The following is a 17,402-nucleotide window of genomic DNA, read 5'->3' as shown; positions in this document are numbered from 1 at the left end:
GCGGGTCAGCGAACCGCAGCGAGCCGGCCGAGGCGGGCCAGGGCGTCGGGGTCGGGTCCGGCGGGGTCGGCCGTGTAGACGAACAGCTGTTGCCCGGGAGCGTCGGTGACCGCGAAGGACTGATAGTCCAGCCGCACCTCGCCCAGCTGCGGGTGGCGCAGCGCCTTGTGCTCCTGGGTGCGCGGCCTGGCCTCGCGGCGGACCCAGATCGCGCTGAAGGCCGGGCTGCGGACGGTCAGTTCGCCGACGACGGCGGTCACCGAGGGGTCGTCGGCGAAGGCGGCCGAGCCGGCCCGGAAGTTGCTGACGACTCCGCGCGCGGCCCGGTCCCAGTCGACGTAGAAGTCCAGGGCCGCCGGGTCAAGGAAGATCATCCGCAGCAGGTTGTCCATCCGGGCGAAGCCGCTGTAGAGCGTCTCGGCCAGGCGGTTGGCGGCCAGGATGTCCAGCGCCGGGCCGGTGAGCACGGCCGGGGCGTCGAGGTGGGCGTCCATCAGGCGCAGCAGCGCGCGGCCGGGCGTGCGCGGCGAGACGGTCTCGGCGGCGCGGGGTTCGGGGCGGGCCAGCCGGAACAGGTACCGGGACTCGTGCGCGTCCAGGCGCAGGGCGGCCGCGATGGCGTCCATCACCTGCTCGGACGGGTGGCGTTCGCGCCCCTGCTCCAGGCGGGTGTAGTAGTCGGTGCTCACCCCGGCGAGCAGCGCGACCTCCTCGCGGCGCAGCCCGGCGACGCGGCGCTCGCCGTACTCCGGGAGCCCGGCCTGGCGCGGCGTGATCAGGTCGCGCCGGGCCCGGAGGAACTCGCCGAGCCGGTTGCTGCTGCTCACGCCGCTGTCCATGGCTCCGACCCTATCGCCGCAGCGCCGGGGGCTGCCTGGGTGCGGCGCACCCTGGTGCGGTGCGGCGGCGCCTCCTAGCGTCGGGGGCAACCGATCGAAGGAGCAGGCGATGACCACCAGTGCGATGACGTCCCCGGAACGCTTCTGGGAGCAGGGTCCGGCCCGGACCTCGCGGCGGGGCTGCTTCTGGATTCCCGGCGAGCGCGTCACCCGCGACGCCCGGGAGTTCCAGCACGGCCCGATGTACGTGGCCTGGGAGGCGCCGGAGCACCCGACCGGCCGCGCCCCGGTCGTCCTGGTGCACGGCGGCGCGATCCAGGGTACCGAGTGGCTGGACACCCCGGACGGGCGGCCCGGCTGGGCCCAGCGGCTGGTGGAGGCCGGGTACCCGGTGTTCGTCGTGGACCGGCCGACGCAGGGCCGCTCCCCGTACCACCCGCTGGTGGACGGCCCGATGGGACCGGCGTTCGACTACGAGGAGGGGGAGAGCGTCTTCTTCCCGCCGCAGTGGCGCGACCGGCACACCCAGTGGCCGTTCGAGCTGGACGACGAGGCCGCCCTGGACGCCTTCATCGCCCCCTTCGGGCCGCTGCCGCGGGACCTGGCCGGCGCCGAGGAGATGGACGCCGACCGGCTGGCCGCGCTGCTGGACCGGATCGGCCCGGCGATCGTGGTGACGCACTCCGCGTCCGGCCCGGACGGGTGGCTGGTGGCCGACCGGCGGCCGCACCTGGTCCGGGCGATCGTCTCGGTCGAGCCGATGGGGCCCGCGTTCGCCGACATCCCCCGGATCGGCTCGCTGGACTGGGGCCTGACCGCCGCGCCGCTGCGCTACGACCCGCCGCTGGACACCCCGGCGCAGGCCCGCGCCGCCGACCCGGCCACGCTCCGGATCCCGGCGCTGGCCGGGATTCCGGTGGCCGTGGTCACCGGCGGGGCCTCACCGTTCGCGGCCAACGGCCCGGCCGTCGTCCGCTCGCTGCTGACCGCCGGGGCCGCCGCCGAGCAGTTGCACCTGCCCGACCACGGGGTGCACGGCAACGGCCACGGGCTGATCTACGAACGCAACTCCGACCAGGCCCTGGCGCCGGTGCTGGCCTGGCTGGAGCGGCACGCGCCCCGGGCCGACGGCGACGCCGCCGCCCGGAGCGGGGGCGTCAACGCCCGAACGCCCAGCCGCCGTTGACGTGGAGCACCTGGCCGGTGACGAAGGACGCCCCGGCCGAGGCCAGGTAGCGGACGGCGGCCGCCACGTCGTCGGTGTGGCCGGGACGCCCGACGGGGGTCTGCGCGACGATGCTGCGGATCCGCTCCTCGGGCCAGTCGCCGGTGAAGCCGGTGTCGGCGACGAAACCCGGGGCGATGGCGTTGACGGTGATCCCGGCCGGTCCCAGCCCCCGGGCCTGCGCGTAGGTCAGGCCCACCATCCCGGCCTTGGCGGCGGCGTAGGCGATGGCCGCGCTGCCGCTGCCGCCGGTGACCGCGGCGATGGAACTGACGTTGATGATCCTCCCGCCGGGGCTGGCGAGCAGCGGCATGAGCGCCTGGCCGACCAGGAAGGCCCCCTTGAGGTTGGCGTCGATCACGGCGTCCCACGCCTGCTCGGCCTCCGGCAGCGGGGTGGCCGGTGAGACGGCCTTCAGGAACCCCGCGCAGTTCACCAGGACGTCGAGCCGCCCGTAGTCCTGGCGGACCTGCCCCGCCAGCCGTTCCACGTCGGCGCGCACGCCCACGTCGGCGGCCACGCCCTTGGCGCCGAGATCCGCGCATGCGGTGGCGACCCGCTCAGGGTCGCGTCCGACGATGACCACGTCCGAGTCGACGGCGAGGTCGGCGGCTATCGAGCGTCCGATGCCGCTGCTGCCGCCGGTGACGACGACGACTCGGCGGTCCTGCGACTGCTCATCCATCTTCGGCTGCTCCTTGGGGAGTTCGTCGGTCGGTGCTCGGGGTGCAACGACGTCAGCCGGATCTTTGCCGCAATGATCGGGGGCGAACCACCCGGATGCAGCGGAGATTGATGGTGTTCGGCTTATTCTGCATGCAGCGAAGGCAGATTGACGGTGCGACAGATAGCGCTGTGCAGACCGCCCCCGCTGCGTCGGGGGTGGTTCAGGCGGCCGGGGTGTGGGCGACGACGGCGACCGGGCACGGCGCGTAGTGCAGCATGGCGTGGTTGACCGGGCCGAGTTGCAGACCGAGGTGGCCCCGTCGGCGGTGGGCGCCGACGACCACCAGGTCCGCCTCCTGAGCGGCCTCCAGCAGCACCGAGGCGGGGGTGCCCGGGGCGGTCCGGCGCTCCACCCGGACCGGCGCGCCGCCCCGGGCGTCCAGCTCCGCCCGCACCCGGGCCGCGGTGGCGTCCATGGCGGCGAAGGCCTCGGCCGGTTCGGGCGCGCCGGCGTGTCGGTGCGGCGGCCAGGCGTGGACGAGGTCCAGTGCGGCCCCGCGCAGCTGCGCCTCGGCCGCGGCGAAGCCGATCGCCTCGTCGTTGGGCCCGGTCCCGACACCGAGCACCACCCGGCCGCGGCCGTGCGCCCGGTCGTGCGAGGTGTCGCGGACCACCAGCACCGGGTAGGCGGCCCGGGCGGCGACCCGCAGGCTCACCGAGCCCAGCAGCAGGCCGTGGAAGCCGCCCCGCCCGCGCGAGCCCAGGACCAGCAGCGGGTCCAGCCGCTCCAGGCCCAGCAGGGCGGAGACCGGGTCGTCGGCGAGCACCTCGGTCCGCAGCGGCAGGCCGGGACGCCGCACCTCGGCGCGTTCGGCGGCCCGGGAGAGCATCTGCCGCACGGCCTGCCGCTCGGAGTGCGGATCCTCGTCCGGGATGCCCCGCTCGTACCGTTCGCGCGGGTCGGCGTGGACCAGCCGCAGGGCGATGCCGCGCTGATGGGCGGTGTCGGCGGCGCGGTCCACGGCCAGCAGGCTGCTGGGCGAGCCGTCGACGGCGGCCACCACGCATGCGATCTTCATCGGCTCCTCCGGGCGGTAGCGGGACACGGGCGGGGCGGTCGAGGTCAGGACGGTCGAGGTCAGGGTAGCGGGACACGGGCGGGGCGGTCGAGGTCAGGACGGTCGAGGTCAGGGCAGCGGGACGACGGCGACCGGGCAGCGGGCGTGGTGGACCACGGCCTGGCTGACCGATCCGAGCCGGCCCAATGGTCCATCCGGGTTGCCCCGGCGGCCGACGACGATCAGTTGCGAGGTCGTGGACAGCGCCACCAGCCGCTTGGCCGGGCCGGAGCGGACGACGTCCTGTTCGACGGCCACCTCCGGGTACCGCTGCCGCCAGCCGGCCAGGACCTCGGCGACCAGCCGCTCCTCCTCCGCCGCGATGTGCCCCTCCTCGTACACCGGCGGGACGGCGCGGCCGTGGCCCACCAGCGGGTAGCTCCAGGCGTGCACCACCCGCAGCGGCGACTGCCGCCGCTGGGCCGCCTCGAAGGCGAAGCGCAGCAGCTCCTCCTCGGCCTCGCGTCCGTGCACCCCGACCGCCACGCTGCCGGTCGCACCGCCGGTACCGGGGGCGTACGCCACGGTACCGGGCACCACCACCGCCGGACAGACCGCGTCGGCGGCGACGTGCAGCGCGGTCGAGCCGGTGAGCAGGTCGGGGAAGCCCCCGGTGCCGCGCGAGCCGACCACGACCAGCTGCCCCTCGGCGCTGAGCGCGACCAGGGCGTCGCGCGGGACCTGGTCCAGGCCGACGCTGTCGACCGGCAGGCCCGGATGGCGCCGGACGGCCCGCTCCACCAGCTCGGCGACGGCCTGCTCGCCGACGCCTGCGCCCTGCGGGGCGTGCTCGGGCGTCCGGTGCGGCTCCCACAGCCGGGCGTGCACCAGCAGCAGCCGCGCACCCCGCAGCCGGGCCTCGTCGGCGGCCCAGTCCACGGCGGCCCCGCTGCCCGCGACGTCATCGACTCCGACAACCACCGGGTTCGGCATGGTCAGCTCCTCTGCTGCGCGGAGGCCCTCCGGCCCCGGACGCAGGCGACTGCCTGCCCCATGGCGATCGTGAAACGCCCCCCGCCCCACGGCAACCGAACCGGGCCCGGCGCGGGCGTCCCACGGACGGCGGACGGCTGACGAGCTTGCAGCGGAGCAGGCCGCAGGCGCCGGGGTCAGGCGGCGAGTGGACGGCGGGCCGCCCGGGGCGCGAGCGGCAGGCAGGCGGCGGGGGTGGGCGGCAGGCGGCGAGCCGGAGAACAAGCGGCGGACGAGCAGGCGGCAGGCGGCGGGCGGGCAGCGAGGGACGGCGGATAGGCCGGGGCGCGGGCGGTAGGCGGCGGCGGGCGGCGGTCAGGGGCGGTGGTGGGTGAGGTGGGCGAGGACGTGGGGGGTGATCTGCTCCGGGACCTCCTCGGGCAGCCAGTGGCCGGCGCCTTCGAGGACCTCGAAGCGGTAGTCGGCGTCCACCCAGTCGGCGGTGGCCTCGGCGGCGCCCCGGCCGAGCGCGACGTCCTCGCTGCCCCACAGGAACAGCGTGGGCACGGCGATCCGTCCGGCCCGGACGTCGATCGCCGCCTCCGGCGCGCGGTACCAGTTGAGGGTGGCGGTGAGCGCGCCGGGCTCGCTCAGCCGCCGGACGTTGGCGTCCACCAGCTCCGGGGCGAGCCGGCCGCCGTAGACGGCGCGCAGCCGCGCGGCGCCGTCGGCGAGCAGCGCCGCCTCGGCCGCTCCGCCCGGTCGGCGGAAGGCGCGCACGTAGCTGAGCCGTCGGCGCTGCTCCGGGTCGGCGGCGTCGGCGGCGGCCAGCGCGGCCGGGTGCGGGGTGGCGAGCACGGTCAGCGACCGCAGCCGCTCGGGGTGGTCGGCGGCGAGCGTCCAGGCGACCATGCCGCCCCAGTCGTGGGCGAGCAGGTGGAACCGCCCGAAGCCGAGGGCGTCGGCGAAGCCCAGCGCGTCGGCCACCAGCGCGGGCACGGCGTAGTCGCCGACTCCGCCCGGTCGCGCGCCGGGGGCGTAGCCGCGCTGGTCGACGGCGACGGCGCGGGCTCCGGCCGCGCCGAGGGCGGCCAGCACCGGCGTCCAGCAGTCGGCGAACTCGGGCCAGCCGTGCAGCAGCAGCACCGGATCGCCGTCGGCGGGGCCCGCCGCCAGCGCGCCGTGGGTGTGCGTGCCGACCGTCAGGGTCAGCTGTTCCAGCGCGGGCACGGCCGCTCCTCTCGGCGGGATCTCCGGACGGACGCCCCCACTCTGCCCGACCGGGGCCGCGCGGTCACCAGCCCGGACGACGCAGCCCCGGACGACACAGCCCAGACGCGGCGCTGCCCCCGCGCCCGGGGGTTCCGGATGCGGGGGCAGCGTTCCAGCAGTCGTGCGTTCCAGCAGGGGTGGTGGCCGTCCTGCGGACTACCAGCGGGCGCGGAGCCAGAGGTAGGCCGGGGAGGGCGTGCCGACGCCGGTGGCGTCGTCGTAGCCCTTGGCCGCCTTGAGCAGGCCGTCGTCACCGAAGTTGAAGACGATGGCCGGGTAGCCGTTGTAGGCCGGGAGCAGGTTGACGGCCTTGGCGCCGGCGCCGCCGGAGGTGACGTCGGTGTACGCCTTGGTGCCCGCGGAGCGGTAGATCGCCGGGTTGGCGAAGCCGATCGGACGGCCGCCCTGCGACTGCATGGCGTCCGCCTGCAGGCCGACGAAGAGCGGGCAGGCGAGGCTGGTGCCGCCGATGGCGCTCTCGGCGTAGCCGGTGCCGCCGTTGGGCAGCGTCTGGGTCATGCCGAAGAGGAAGCCGGTGGTCGGGTCGGCGTCCATGGAGACGTCGGGGGCGACGCGCATGGGCGAGGCGACCTTGACGCCGTCGGGGAGGGTCTCGGAGACCTTCTTGGAGACCACGCCCTTCTGGTACCAGGGCTGGGCGAAGGAGGCGCTGGTGCCACCGCCGCCGCCGTACTGCCAACCGGCCGACTGCCAGGTCTTGGTGGCCGACAGGACCCAGGCGTCGGTGCCCCAGACGGTGTTCCACTCGGCCTGGTTGTTCTTGCCGATGGCGAGGCTGGTGCCGCCGACGGAGGTGGCGTACACGTCCGAGGTCGGGAAGTCGGCCTGCGGGGTGGTGGAGGTGTCCGACGAGCCGCACGCGGTGGACGGGTCCTCGGCGCCGCAGTCACCGGCGGAGAAGTTGAAGCCGATGCCCTCGATCGCGCCCTGCTCGAAGACCTGGGTGTACTCGGCCAGCACCGAGGCGTCCTCGTCACCGGTCGTGGAGTAGATCACGCCGCCCCACGAGTCGGAGACCAGGTCCGCCGAGTGGTTGTCGACGATGGAGGTGAAGTCCGCGAGGAAGTCGGGGTCGTTGCAGGAGTTGGCGCCGTAGTAGTGGATCTTCGCGCCGGGCGCCATGGAGTGCACCGACTCGACGTCCAGGGACTCCTCGCCGGCCCAGCCCGCGGGGCCCTCGCAGGCGGACTCGTCGGTCCACTGCGCGGGGGTGACCGTCTCGGTGTACTGGCCCTTGGAGAACGCCTTGTCACCGTGGTTGACGGCGTACTGGTTGGCGTCGGCCTCCATCGTCGGCGAGCCGTAGGCGTCGACGATGGCGACCGTGACGCCCTTGCCGGTCAGGCCGGTGCCGGTGACGCCGTACGCGCCGCGCAGCTGCGTGGGGACGTAGCCGCAGACCGCGTACGGGTTGTCGGCCTTGCCGTTGAAGGCCGGGTCGGTCTTGTCCTTGAGCTGGCCGTAGTAGGCCGAGCAGGAGGTCGGGCCGAGGAAGACCGAGCCGTCGGAGCCCTTGGTCTGCGTGGCCTTGACGCCGCTGATGCCGGGGACGGAGGGCGTGGTGACCTGGCCGACCAGCGAGGCGGGCTTGACCGTCTCGGGCATGTTGGCCAGGCCGGTGACCGCGAGCACGGCGCCGCCGACGGTGCTGGGCACGCGGACGTCACCGGTGGGCGCGCGGAACTCCTTGCCCTTGACCGAGAACTCGTCCAGCTTGGTGCTGTACGCCTTCTCGGTGGCGGCGGCGGTGCCGCGCGCGGTGATCGCGTGCTGGTCCACCGAGGTGACCGTCAGCCCGGAGGAGCGCAGCCAGGACTCGACCGCGGCGACCTGCGCCGGGGTGGCGCCGTAACGGGCCGTGAACTGTGCCGGGGTGAGGTACTTCTGGTAGTTCGCGCTGGACGGGTCGGAGACCTCGGCCGCGTAGGCGTTGAGCCCGGCGGCGTCCTTGCCGGCCAGGTACACGGTGCTGTCCACGGTGCTGGTCGCGGCGACCGCGCCCCGGTCGGCCGACGCGGCGGCCCAGTCCGGGTGGGTACCGGCGACGGTGATCGTCGCGGCGGAGGCCGTGGCCGCCGGGCCGGCGATGGCGAATGCTCCGGCGAGGGCGAGGGCGGTCGGCAGAGCCGCCACCGCACGCAGCCCGGGACGCGCGGATATCTTGGGAACTACGAGCATGGAAACGGGTCCTTCCCCCAGGTGTGCGGCCGGGTCTGCGGCCGCTCCCGACAGCTCAGCGGCATCATGTGCCACAGGCGTCTACAAGCAGCAATGACTACTGAAGATCAGTTGTCTGCACAAGAGCTGTGGGCAAAACTTGCATTCGAAAGTGCCGTACATGTGTCAACTGTTGTGCGTTCGTGACCAATTGAAAGGGACAAAAACCCTTATAGGACGCGCACGCGACACCGCCCCGCAGCCGTCTCGGCCTGCGGGGCGGAGCGCTTTCAGCAGGGGTTCAGCTGGCGGCCTTCCAGGTGTCCGAGAAGGTGCCGCCGGAGATCGACCCGGGCTGGGCCTTGACGTCGCCGCTGCTGCCCTCCATCACGATCTCGTTGGGGGACAAGCTGCCGAGGGCGGTGCCGCCCGCGGTGCTGCCGGTGAAGGTCACCGAGCCGAAGTTGGAGAGCTTGGCTATCGAGCCGTTGACCTCGGTGGCCTCGGCGATGACCTCGGCGGAGCTGTCCTGGTAGCCGGAGGATCCCGCGTGGGTGGTGGTCTTGGTCCACCCCTCGGTGCTGTCCGCCAGGGTCATGGTGAAGGTGCCGTTGCCGTTGTCCACGACACTGGCGGTCAGGTGGTCGCCGGCCTTGACCGTCACCGAGTAGGCGCTCTCCGACGCGGGCAGCACCTCCCACCAGGCACCGTAGGTGGCCCGGCCGCTGATGCAGTCGGCCTCGGTGCCGGTCTGCTCCAGGGCGGAGTTGCTGTATCCGTCCAGGCCCACCCAGAACGAGGAGTAGGTGTTCTTGGATGTGCAGCTCACCGCGGGCTGGACCCAGGAGGACGACACGGACTTGAAGGCGCCGTTGGAGCCGGTCGCAGCGTAGCCGGACCAGTTGGTGGAGGACACCGTGGTGTTCTTCGAACCGTGCCGCAGGGCCTGCAGGCCGTGGCTCTCGTGGCTGGCCGCAGCCGCGGTGATCTGCGCCGGAGCAGCGTGGGCCGCCGGGGCGACCGGAGCGGCGAACGCCGAGGGGGAGGCGAACGCGGCTGCTGCGACACCCGCCGCGACGACGGCGAAGAGGCGCACGGAGGAACGCTGGGACATGGGGAACTCCCTCATGCTGGGGGACGTGGCCGTGCGGCGGCGAGCGCCTGCCGCGCGGTGGAGAGGGATGCCGACCGGGGCGGGCCCGCGAACCAGGTCGACGTACGAAAGCTTGCGCGGCACGGCATGCCCGCGACAAGGAGTCCCGCCCCGTTCAGGCTTGCGGGAATTGACGTTCCGCCACGATAAGAAGGGACATGTCCGGCATATACCTGCGGCCAACTGCCGTTTAACAACAACGTAATGAGCCGCACGGCCGGTTCACGGCAGTGCGGCCCTAAAGTCAATACGAAGTGAAGATCATGAAAATAGCGGGACAGGCATGGCCGTCCCGGCGCCCGCCGTAGCAAGCTGTCCCCGCAGTGGTGTCAGGGCGGCGCAGCGGTCGGGGCGCGGCCCGCTCCCGGAAGGGCAGGACGTCCCATGCTGTCCAGGTCAGTCACCCACCCCACCCCCTGTCCCTCCGTCACCCCCGCGCCGCCGCCGTCGCGGCGCCCGCCCTCGCCGAACCGGCCGTCACGGAGGCCGCCGTCGCGGCGCCGCAGGAGCTGGGGACGCTGCTGGCCGACGGCCCGTTCCACGAGGCGCTGCGCGCCGCCATCGCCGCCAGCGGGCTGAGCCTGGACCGGATCCGGGAGCGGCTGCGGCACCGCGGCACCACCGTCTCCGCCGCCACCCTCAGCTCCTGGCAGTCCGGCCGCTACCGCCCCGAGCGCCCGCACGCGCTGGCCGCCCTCGCCGTCCTGGAGGACGTGGTGCAGCTCCCGCCGGGCGCCCTCGGCGGACTGCTCGGACCGCCCAGACCGCGCGGACGCTGGCTCCCCACCGCAGCCGGCCGCCCCGGGATCGCCGACGTCTGGTCCGACCGGGGCGACATCGACGGCGCGCTCAGCCGGGTGGACACCCGCTGGGACCACGCACTCACCCGGATCAGCTGCCACACCCGGCTGGAGCTGAACGCCCGGGGGCGCGAGCTGAGCGTCTGGAACCGGCGGCTGCTGCGCGCCGAGTGCGACGGCCCGGACCGCTGGATCACCGTCTTCCAGCTCGACAACCCCGGCCCGCTCCCCCGGCTGCGCACCGCCGCCCCCTTCCGCACCGGCCGGGTGGCCGAGTCGCCGCAGGACCGGCTGCTGGTGGCCGAGGTGCTGTTCGACCGGCCGCTGGCCCGCGGCGAGACCGTGATCGTGGAGTACTCGCTGGAGCACCGGGCGCCGCTGCCGCACACCGCCCAGGTCGAGGCCACCCTGCACGTACCGGTGCGCGAGTACGTGGTGGAGGTCCGGTTCGACCCCGCCGCGCTGCCCGCCAGCTGCCACTCGTTCCGTTCGGCGGATCTCGACTCCCCCGCCCAGGAGCGGCTGATCCGCCCGGACACGGTCGGCTCGGTGCACGCGGTCGCGCTGGCCGCCGGGCCCTGCCGCTTCGGCATCCGCTGGGCCTGGGACTGAGCCCGCGCCCGACCCCGCGCCCGGCCGTCCCGGCGTGCTCCCCGCGCGCCCCCGGCGTGCTCCCCGGAAAGGGGCCGCGCCCAGGCCCGGCATGCCCGATCATGGCTGCTGAGTACCCCCGTACGGAGCACAGGTTTCCATAAGCCACACTTGTTGTGATTGATCGCACTGTTTCCCGGTCGGGCATGATGGGGATCGCACCTCAAGCCTGCACGGCCGACAAGGAGGACCGAGTGGACGACGTACTGCGGCGTGCCCCGCTCTTCACCGCACTGGACGACGAGCAGGCTGCGGAGCTGCGTGCCTCCATGACGGAGACCACGCTGGCCCGGGGCGAGTCCCTCTTCCACGAAGGTGATCCGGGCGACCGCCTCTACGTCATCGTCGAGGGCAAGGTGAAGCTGCACCGCACCTCCCCCGACGGGCGCGAGAACATGCTGGCCGTCGTCGGCCCCAGCGAGATGATCGGCGAGCTGTCGCTGTTCGATCCGGGACCGCGCACCGCCACCGCCTCGGCACTGACCGAGGTCAAGCTGCTGGGCCTGGGCCACGGGGATCTCCAGCCCTGGCTGATGACCCGCCCCGAGGTGGCCATCTCGCTGCTCCGGGCGATCGCCCGGCGGATGCGCCGGACCAACGACGTCATGTCCGACCTGGTCTTCTCGGACGTCCCCGGCCGCGTCGCCAAGGCGCTGCTCGACCTCTCCCGCCGCTTCGGCGTGCCCTCGGACGAGGGCATCCACGTGGTCCACGACCTCACCCAGGAGGAGCTGGCCCAGCTGGTCGGCGCCTCCCGGGAGACCGTCAACAAGGCGCTGGCCGACTTCGCCGGGCGCGGCTGGCTCCGGCTGGAGGCCCGCGCGGTCATCCTGCTGGACGTCGAGCGCCTGGCGCGCCGCTCGCGCTGACCCGGGCGGGCCGCAGACAGGGGTTTACGGGACAGGGGTGCGGCCGGGCGGCCGTGCCCCTCACTCGTACGGGGTACAGATCAGCCCGTGCTCGGCCAGGTAGTCCAGCTGCGCCCGCACCGACCACTCCGCCGCCGGCCACAGCGAGCGGTCCACGTCGGCGTACACCCGGGCGACGACCTCGGCCGGGGTGCGCAGCCCCGCCTCCACTGCGGTCTCCACCTGCGCCAGCCGCGAGGCCCGGTGGGCCAGGTAGTACTCGACGGTGGCCAGCGCGTCCTCCAGCACCGGGCCGTGGCCGGGCAGCACGGTGTGCACGCCCTGCTCGGCGGCCAGCGTGCGCAGCAGCCGCAGCGAGTCCAGGTAGTCGCCGAGGCGGCCGTCCGGGTGCGCCACCACGGTCGTCCCCCGGCCGAGGACGGTGTCGCCGGTCAGCAGCGCGCCGTCGGCCGGGAGCTGGAAGCTCAGCGAGTCGGAGGTGTGCCCGGGGGTGCCGACGACGCGCAGTTCCAGGCCGCCGATCTCCAGTACCTGGCCGTCGCCGAGGCCCTCGTCGCCCAGTCGCAGCGCCGGGTCCAGCGCCCGCACCCCGCTGCCGGACAGCTCGGCGAAGCGGGCCGCGCCCTCGGCGTGGTCCGGGTGGCCGTGGGTGAGCAGGGTGGCCGCGACCCGGCGGCCCTGCCCGGTGACGTGGTCCAGCACGGCCCGCAGATGGCCCTCGTCCAGCGGCCCTGGGTCGACCACCACGGCCAGCTCGGAGCCGGGCTCGGCCAGCACCCAGGTGTTGGTGCCGTCCAGGGTCATCGGCGAGGCGTTGGGCGCCAGCACGCAGAAGGCCCGCTCGGTGGCCTGCCCGGCGATCCCGCTCATCGGCCCGCCCCCGCCCCGGCCTCGTCCGTTCCCGGTACGTCCGGCCCCGGCTCGATCGGGCCCGGACGGCCGCTGCCCGCGTCCTCCGTTCCGGGCGAGGCCATGGTCAGCTCCGGGTGGCCCGGCCAGCTGACCGACACCTCGCCGTCGTCGGTGATCCGCGCCCGGGCCAGGATCGGGCTGACCGTGCGCGCCCCGGCGGCGGCCAGCGCCTCGGCCGGAGTGCCGTACGGCAGCAGCTCGCGCAGCGTGGTCAGGGTCGGCGGCAGCATCAGGAACTCGCCGCTGTCGGCGCGCTTCACCGCCTCGGCGGGCGCCAGCCACACCACCCGGTCGGCCTCGCCCGGGACCTCGGCGGTGCGCTGCCCCTGCGGCAGGACCGCGACAAAGAACCAGGTGTCGTAGCGGCGCTCCTCGAACTCCGGGGTGATCCAGCGCGCCCAGGCGCCCAGCAGGTCGCTGCGCAGCACCAGCCCGCGTCCGGCCAGGAACTCGGCGAAGGACAGCTCGTGCGCCTCCAGCGCCGCCCGGGCGGCGCGCCACTCCGCGCCGCTGACGTCCGCCACGACCGAGTGCGCGTCCGGCCCGGCCAGCAGCACCCCGGACTCCTCGAAGGTCTCCCGGACCGCCGCGCAGACGACCGCCCGCGCGGTCTCCGGCGGGCAGCCCAGCCGCCGCGCCCACTCCTGCGGGCTCGGCCCGGCCCAGCCGGCCTCGCCGACGGCCCCGCCGTCGCCGGGCGCCGCACCGTCGCGCGGATCGACCCCGCCGCCCGGATAGGCGTACATGCCTCCGGCGAAGGCCATCGAGGCGCGCCGCCGCAGCAGGTACGCCTGCGGCCCGCCGTCGTGCTCGCGCAGCAGGACGACGGTGGCCGCGAGTCGCGGCTGCACCGGCGTGTACTCGCCGTTCGCCAGCCCGCGCAGGCGCTCCACCCAAGCTGGCGGCACCGGCCTGGTCCGCGCTTCGACCCGCTGATCACCCATGCCCGGATCGTACGGTGCGCGGGGACGCGAGTGAACGGGTGGGGAACACCCGTTCACATCATTCGGCGGTATCAGGCCGCGGAGACGCGGACCTGGAGCTCGACCTCGACCGGCGCGTCCAGCGGCAGCACCGCCACCCCGACCGCGCTGCGCGCGTGCACGCCCGCGTCGCCGAGGACCTCGCCCAGCAGCTCGCTGGCCCCGTTGACGACGCCCGGCTGGCCGGTGAAGTCGGGCGCGGAGGCGACGAAGCCGACGACCTTGACCACCCGCTCGATCCGGTCCAGGTCGCCGATCACGGACTTCACCGCAGCCAGGGCGTTCAGCGCGCAGATCCGCGCCTGGGCCTTGGCCTCCTCGGCGGTGACCTCGGCGCCGACCTTGCCGGTCAGGCCCAGCTTGCCGTCCACCATCGGCAGCTGGCCGGAGGTGAAGACGTACTCGCCCGAGGGCACGGCCGGGACGTACGAGGCCAGCGGCGGCACGACCTCGGGCAGCCGCAGCCCCAGCTCGGCCAGCTTGCTCTCGACCTTGCCCATCAGGACTTCTCCCGCTTCAGATAGGCGACGAGCTGCTCCGGGTTGTTCGGCCCGGGGACGACCTGGACGAGCTCCCAGCCGTCCTCGCCCCAGGTGTCCAGAATCTGCTTGGTCGCGTGGACCAGCAACGGCACGGTCACGTATTCCCACTTGGTCATGGGTGGACTCTAACCGCTCGCGCGCGACCCCCTGCGAAGCACTCGGCGTTTGTGTGATCTGCGCCACAATGGCGGGCAAAGCCCTCCGACAGGGGAGATGACTTCCGACGGCGGAGCTGCGCCCTGGTTACGCTCGCGGCAGGAGTCGGCACCGACGTCGGCGCCGGAGTCGATGCTCGATCTGCGGACGGAGAGGCACATGCCGGACTGGGAGGGAGCGCGGCTGCACGTCGTCAGCGGCAAGGGCGGCACCGGCAAGACGACCGTGGCCGCCGCGCTGGCCATGGCCCTGGCCGCCGAGGGGCGGCGCACGCTGCTGGTCGAGGTCGAGGAGCGGCAGGGCATCGCCGAGCTGTTCGGCCTGGCCGCGCTGCCCTACGAGGAGCGCAAGATCGCCGGGGTCGCCCCCGGCGCGCTCGGAGCCCTGGGGGCGCGCGGCGCCCGGCAGGAGGGGGAGGTCTTTGCCCTCGCCATCGACATCGAACAGGCCCTGCTGGAGTACCTGGAGATGTTCTACAAGCTCGGCCGCGCCGGAAAGGCCCTGCGCAAGGTCGGCTTCATCGACTTCGCCACCACCATCGCGCCCGGCCTGCGGGACGTCCTACTGACCGGCAAGGCGTGCGAGGCCGTCCGCCGCAAGGGCCCGGACGGACGCCGGCTCTACGACGCGGTGGTCATGGACGCGCCGCCGACCGGGCGGGTCAGCCGCTTCCTCAACATCAACACCGAGGTGGCCGGGCTGGCCAGGTTCGGGCCGATCTTCACCCAGTCGCAGGCGGTCATGCGGGTGATCCGCTCCCCGGAGACCGTGGTGCACCTGGTCACGCTGCTGGAGGAGATGCCGGTGCAGGAGACCGTCGACGGCGTCGCGGACCTGCGCGCCGCCGGGCTGCCCGTGGGCGGCGTCTTCGTCAACATGGTCCGCCCGCCGGTCCTGGACGAGGCCGCCGTCCTCGCCGCCGAGGGCGACCACACCGAGGAGCTGGCCCTGGCCCTGGCGGACGCCGGGGTCGGCGCCCGGCCGGGGCGCGGCGGAACCCGCCGGGCCGTCCCGGCCGCCACCCGGAAGCTGGTCGAACCCCTGCTGGCGCAGGGGCGCGAACACGCGGCGCGGGTGGTGCTGGAACGCGACCAGCGGGCCGACGTCCAGGCGCTGAAGCTGCCGACGTACGAGCTGCCGCTGCTCAACGGCGGTGTGGACCTGGGCGGTCTGTACCGGCTGGCGGCGGCGCTGAAGGAACAGGGGGCGGCATGAGCACCTCGAACACACCCAAGAAGGCAGGCCCGGCGGCCAAGCCGGAGCGGCACGACCCGCTGGCCGGGCGGCGGCTGGACGTCGACGCGCTGATCGACGACCCGCAGACCGCGATCGTGGTCTGCTGCGGCTCGGGCGGCGTCGGCAAGACCACCACCGCCGCCGCGCTCGGGCTGCGCGCCGCCGAGCGCGGCCGCAAGGTCGTGGTGCTCACCATCGACCCGGCCCGGCGGCTGGCCCAGTCCATGGGCCTGACCGAGCTCGACAACACCCCGCGGGTGGTCAAGGGCGTCAACGGCCCGGGCGAGCTGCAAGCCATGATGCTGGACATGAAGCGGACCTTCGACGAGGTCGTGCTGGCGCACGCCGACCCGGAACGGGCCCGGCAGATCATGGACAACGCGTTCTACCAGTCGCTCTCCTCCGGCTTCGCGGGCACCCAGGAGTACATGGCGATGGAGAAGCTGGGCCAGCTCCAGGCCGAGGGCGCCTGGGACCTGATCGTGGTGGACACCCCGCCCAGCCGCTCCGCGCTGGACTTCCTGGACGCCCCCAACCGGCTCGGCTCGTTCCTGGACGGGCGGCTGATCCGGATACTGATGGCCCCCGCCAAGGTCGGCGGCCGCAGCGCGATGAAGTTCCTCAACGTCGGGATGAACATGTTCACCGGCATCCTGGGGAAGGTCCTCGGCGCCAACGTGCTCCAGGACGTCTCGACCTTCGTCACCGCCATGGACTCCATGTTCGGCGGCTTCCGCGAGCGCGCCGACCGCACCTACCGGCTGCTGCAGGCGCCGGGCACGGCGTTCCTGGTGGTCGCCGCCCCGGAACGGGACGCGCTGCGCGAGGCGGCGTACTTCGTCGACCGGCTGGAGACGGACCGGATGCCGCTGGCGGGGCTGGTCCTGAACCGGGTGCACAGCACGGGCGCGCCGCAGCTCACCGCCGAGCGGGCGCTGGCGGCGGCGGAGACCCTGGAGAGCCCGGACCAGCCGGACCAGGAGGAGGCGACCGCGACCGCGCCGGAGACCGAGGTGCTGGCCGCCGGACTGCTGCGGCTGCACGCCGAACTGGTGCAGCGGATCACCAGGGAGCGGCGGATGCGGGACCGCTTCGTCTCGGTCTACCCGGACGTGCCGGTGGTGGAGGTGCCGGCACTGGCAGGGGACGTCCACGACCTGGAGGGGCTGCGGGAGATCGGCGAACGCCTCAACCATCACGGCTGAACCGGACGCACGGCTGAACCGGACCCACGGCTGACCGCGCAGCGCGGCTGAGCCGGACGCGTACGCGCGGCAGCGGGCCTCCGGCGGCCTGCGGCTCCGACCAGGTAGGGCCGGAAGTCGCAGGGCATGCGGAAGACCTGGGTGTCACCTGTGCCGACCGACCCCGGGGGTCGTGGGGTCAGCCCGCCTCTGCGTAGTCGGGGTCGCCGATGGAGTAGGTCTGCTCGTACTCACTACGAGCGGTCTCCAGCAGGCGACGCCACGAGATCACCGTCGGGCGGCGGCGCAGCAGAGCCCTGCGCTCGCGCTCCGTCATGCCCCCCCAGACGCCGAACTCGACACGATTGTCGAGGGCGTCTGCCAGGCACTCGGTGCGCACCGGGCATCCCGTGCACACCGCCTTGGCGCGGTTCTGGGCCGCCCCCTGTACGAACAGTTCATCCGGATCGCTGGTGCGGCAGGCCGCCTGCGCACTCCAGTCGTCAACCCAGCTCATGCTGGTGCCGTCCTCTCCCGAATCGAGGCTCCCCCACGGCGGTAACGGCATATGCACCGTTGCCAGTTGAGGACGTTACGGAAGAACGACGGGATGCAACAGCCCCTTGGGGCCCAATCCTGCATGGCCCATTCGGACTATGCGTAGAGGGGAGATCACCCTCGGGAGTGACCGCAGGTAAGAAGGCCA

Annotated in this window: 17 protein-coding genes; 5 read left to right on the top strand and 12 right to left on the bottom strand. The window is 73.9% G+C overall.

The window, feature by feature from the left end:
- Window positions 1-5: 5 nt before the first annotated feature.
- A complete protein-coding gene (locus GXW83_RS01520) occupies window positions 6-839 on the bottom strand; it encodes a helix-turn-helix domain-containing protein (protein ID WP_182441070.1) in 834 nt (277 codons plus the stop codon).
- 109 nt (window positions 840-948) lie between these two features.
- Between GXW83_RS01520 and GXW83_RS01515 the strand changes: the two genes are divergently transcribed.
- Window positions 949-2,025 carry an alpha/beta hydrolase gene (locus tag GXW83_RS01515; RefSeq protein ID WP_225446681.1) on the top strand — a complete coding sequence of 359 codons (1,077 nt, stop codon included), beginning with the start codon at window positions 949-951 and terminating at the stop codon, window positions 2,023-2,025.
- Here the strand turns inward: GXW83_RS01515 and GXW83_RS01510 are convergent.
- From GXW83_RS01510 to GXW83_RS01485, 6 genes are all read right to left on the bottom strand, one after another.
- Window positions 1,997-2,749, bottom strand: coding sequence for an SDR family NAD(P)-dependent oxidoreductase (locus GXW83_RS01510; RefSeq protein ID WP_182441069.1), 753 nt, complete (start codon window positions 2,747-2,749; stop codon window positions 1,997-1,999). The two genes, GXW83_RS01515 and GXW83_RS01510, sit on opposite strands and share 29 nt — an antisense overlap.
- Window positions 2,750-2,951: 202 nt before the next feature.
- A complete protein-coding gene (locus GXW83_RS01505) occupies window positions 2,952-3,809 on the bottom strand; it encodes a universal stress protein (protein WP_182441068.1) in 858 nt (285 codons plus the stop codon).
- A gap of 108 nt (window positions 3,810-3,917) precedes the next feature.
- Complete coding sequence (locus GXW83_RS01500; protein WP_182441067.1) at window positions 3,918-4,781, bottom strand: universal stress protein; 864 nt, start codon at window positions 4,779-4,781, stop codon at window positions 3,918-3,920.
- Between the two features lie 354 nt (window positions 4,782-5,135).
- Window positions 5,136-5,990 (bottom strand): alpha/beta fold hydrolase, encoded by an 855-nt coding sequence (locus GXW83_RS01495; protein ID WP_225446680.1) that lies wholly within the window; start codon window positions 5,988-5,990, stop codon window positions 5,136-5,138.
- Between the two features lie 198 nt (window positions 5,991-6,188).
- The gene (locus GXW83_RS01490) at window positions 6,189-8,231 is read right to left on the bottom strand and encodes a protease pro-enzyme activation domain-containing protein (protein WP_182441066.1); all 2,043 of its coding nucleotides are present in this window, start codon (window positions 8,229-8,231) and stop codon (window positions 6,189-6,191) included.
- A 280-nt stretch (window positions 8,232-8,511) separates the two neighbouring features.
- Window positions 8,512-9,324: a G1 family glutamic endopeptidase gene (locus GXW83_RS01485; RefSeq protein WP_182441065.1), complete on the bottom strand. Its 813-nt coding sequence runs from the start codon at window positions 9,322-9,324 to the stop codon at window positions 8,512-8,514.
- Between the two features lie 362 nt (window positions 9,325-9,686).
- Here GXW83_RS01485 and GXW83_RS01480 point away from each other — a divergent pair, with 362 nt between their 5' ends.
- Both GXW83_RS01480 and GXW83_RS01475 read left to right on the top strand, forming a co-directional pair.
- Window positions 9,687-10,775 carry a hypothetical protein gene (locus tag GXW83_RS01480; RefSeq protein ID WP_225446679.1) on the top strand — a complete coding sequence of 363 codons (1,089 nt, stop codon included), beginning with the start codon at window positions 9,687-9,689 and terminating at the stop codon, window positions 10,773-10,775.
- A 233-nt stretch (window positions 10,776-11,008) separates the two neighbouring features.
- Window positions 11,009-11,683, top strand: a complete 675-nt coding sequence (locus GXW83_RS01475) for a Crp/Fnr family transcriptional regulator (RefSeq protein ID WP_182441064.1) — start codon at window positions 11,009-11,011, stop codon at window positions 11,681-11,683.
- 60 nt (window positions 11,684-11,743) lie between these two features.
- Here GXW83_RS01475 and GXW83_RS01470 read toward each other — a convergent pair whose 3' ends face one another.
- From GXW83_RS01470 to GXW83_RS01455, 4 genes are all read right to left on the bottom strand, one after another.
- Entirely contained in the window at window positions 11,744-12,553 is an 810-nt protein-coding gene (locus GXW83_RS01470) for an MBL fold metallo-hydrolase (RefSeq protein WP_182441063.1), read from the bottom strand.
- Window positions 12,550-13,539 (bottom strand): NUDIX hydrolase, encoded by a 990-nt coding sequence (locus GXW83_RS01465; protein WP_182441062.1) that lies wholly within the window; start codon window positions 13,537-13,539, stop codon window positions 12,550-12,552. Before GXW83_RS01465 ends, GXW83_RS01470 begins: the two co-directional genes overlap by 4 nt.
- A 71-nt stretch (window positions 13,540-13,610) precedes the next feature.
- Window positions 13,611-14,078, bottom strand: coding sequence for a RidA family protein (locus GXW83_RS01460; RefSeq protein ID WP_182441061.1), 468 nt, complete (start codon window positions 14,076-14,078; stop codon window positions 13,611-13,613).
- Window positions 14,078-14,236 (bottom strand): DUF4177 domain-containing protein, encoded by a 159-nt coding sequence (locus tag GXW83_RS01455; RefSeq protein ID WP_095874066.1) that lies wholly within the window; start codon window positions 14,234-14,236, stop codon window positions 14,078-14,080. Before GXW83_RS01455 ends, GXW83_RS01460 begins: the two co-directional genes overlap by 1 nt.
- A 199-nt stretch (window positions 14,237-14,435) precedes the next feature.
- On the opposite strand from GXW83_RS01455, the gene GXW83_RS01450 reads away from it, so the two are divergent.
- Window positions 14,436-15,491 carry an ArsA-related P-loop ATPase gene (locus GXW83_RS01450; protein WP_182441060.1) on the top strand — a complete coding sequence of 352 codons (1,056 nt, stop codon included), beginning with the start codon at window positions 14,436-14,438 and terminating at the stop codon, window positions 15,489-15,491.
- On the top strand, window positions 15,488-16,717 hold the full coding sequence (locus tag GXW83_RS01445; RefSeq protein WP_182441059.1) for an ArsA family ATPase: 1,230 nt from the start codon (window positions 15,488-15,490) through the stop codon (window positions 16,715-16,717). Before GXW83_RS01450 ends, GXW83_RS01445 begins: the two co-directional genes overlap by 4 nt.
- Before the next feature lie 178 nt (window positions 16,718-16,895).
- Here the strand turns inward: GXW83_RS01445 and GXW83_RS01440 are convergent, their stop codons facing one another.
- Window positions 16,896-17,213 carry a WhiB family transcriptional regulator gene (locus GXW83_RS01440; protein ID WP_182441058.1) on the bottom strand — a complete coding sequence of 106 codons (318 nt, stop codon included), beginning with the start codon at window positions 17,211-17,213 and terminating at the stop codon, window positions 16,896-16,898.
- Window positions 17,214-17,402: the final 189 nt, after the last annotated feature.

Origin of the sequence: Streptacidiphilus sp. PB12-B1b, assembly GCF_014084125.1 — a bacterium.
In the GTDB taxonomy this organism is placed as follows: Bacteria; Actinomycetota; Actinomycetes; order Streptomycetales; family Streptomycetaceae; genus Streptacidiphilus.
Note: the sequence above shows the minus strand (reverse complement) of the source record. Positions and strands in the feature narration are given on the sequence as shown.

Excerpts from the sequence above, each read along its gene's own strand:
- GXW83_RS01520 (WP_182441070.1), bottom strand. The coding sequence starts at position 839 with ATGGACAGCGGCGTGAGCAGCAGCAACCGGCTCGGCGAGTTCCTCCGG.
- GXW83_RS01515 (WP_225446681.1), top strand. The coding sequence starts at position 949 with ATGACCACCAGTGCGATGACGTCCCCGGAACGCTTCTGGGAGCAGGGT.
- GXW83_RS01510 (WP_182441069.1), bottom strand. The coding sequence starts at position 2,749 with ATGGATGAGCAGTCGCAGGACCGCCGAGTCGTCGTCGTCACCGGCGGC.
- GXW83_RS01505 (WP_182441068.1), bottom strand. The coding sequence starts at position 3,809 with ATGAAGATCGCATGCGTGGTGGCCGCCGTCGACGGCTCGCCCAGCAGC.
- GXW83_RS01500 (WP_182441067.1), bottom strand. The coding sequence starts at position 4,781 with ATGCCGAACCCGGTGGTTGTCGGAGTCGATGACGTCGCGGGCAGCGGG.
- GXW83_RS01490 (WP_182441066.1), bottom strand. The coding sequence starts at position 8,231 with ATGCTCGTAGTTCCCAAGATATCCGCGCGTCCCGGGCTGCGTGCGGTG.
- GXW83_RS01485 (WP_182441065.1), bottom strand. The coding sequence starts at position 9,324 with ATGTCCCAGCGTTCCTCCGTGCGCCTCTTCGCCGTCGTCGCGGCGGGT.
- GXW83_RS01470 (WP_182441063.1), bottom strand. The coding sequence starts at position 12,553 with ATGAGCGGGATCGCCGGGCAGGCCACCGAGCGGGCCTTCTGCGTGCTG.
- GXW83_RS01465 (WP_182441062.1), bottom strand. The coding sequence starts at position 13,539 with ATGGGTGATCAGCGGGTCGAAGCGCGGACCAGGCCGGTGCCGCCAGCT.
- GXW83_RS01460 (WP_182441061.1), bottom strand. The coding sequence starts at position 14,078 with ATGGGCAAGGTCGAGAGCAAGCTGGCCGAGCTGGGGCTGCGGCTGCCC.
- GXW83_RS01455 (WP_095874066.1), bottom strand. The coding sequence starts at position 14,236 with ATGACCAAGTGGGAATACGTGACCGTGCCGTTGCTGGTCCACGCGACC.
- GXW83_RS01450 (WP_182441060.1), top strand. The coding sequence starts at position 14,436 with ATGCCGGACTGGGAGGGAGCGCGGCTGCACGTCGTCAGCGGCAAGGGC.
- GXW83_RS01445 (WP_182441059.1), top strand. The coding sequence starts at position 15,488 with ATGAGCACCTCGAACACACCCAAGAAGGCAGGCCCGGCGGCCAAGCCG.
- GXW83_RS01440 (WP_182441058.1), bottom strand. The coding sequence starts at position 17,213 with ATGAGCTGGGTTGACGACTGGAGTGCGCAGGCGGCCTGCCGCACCAGC.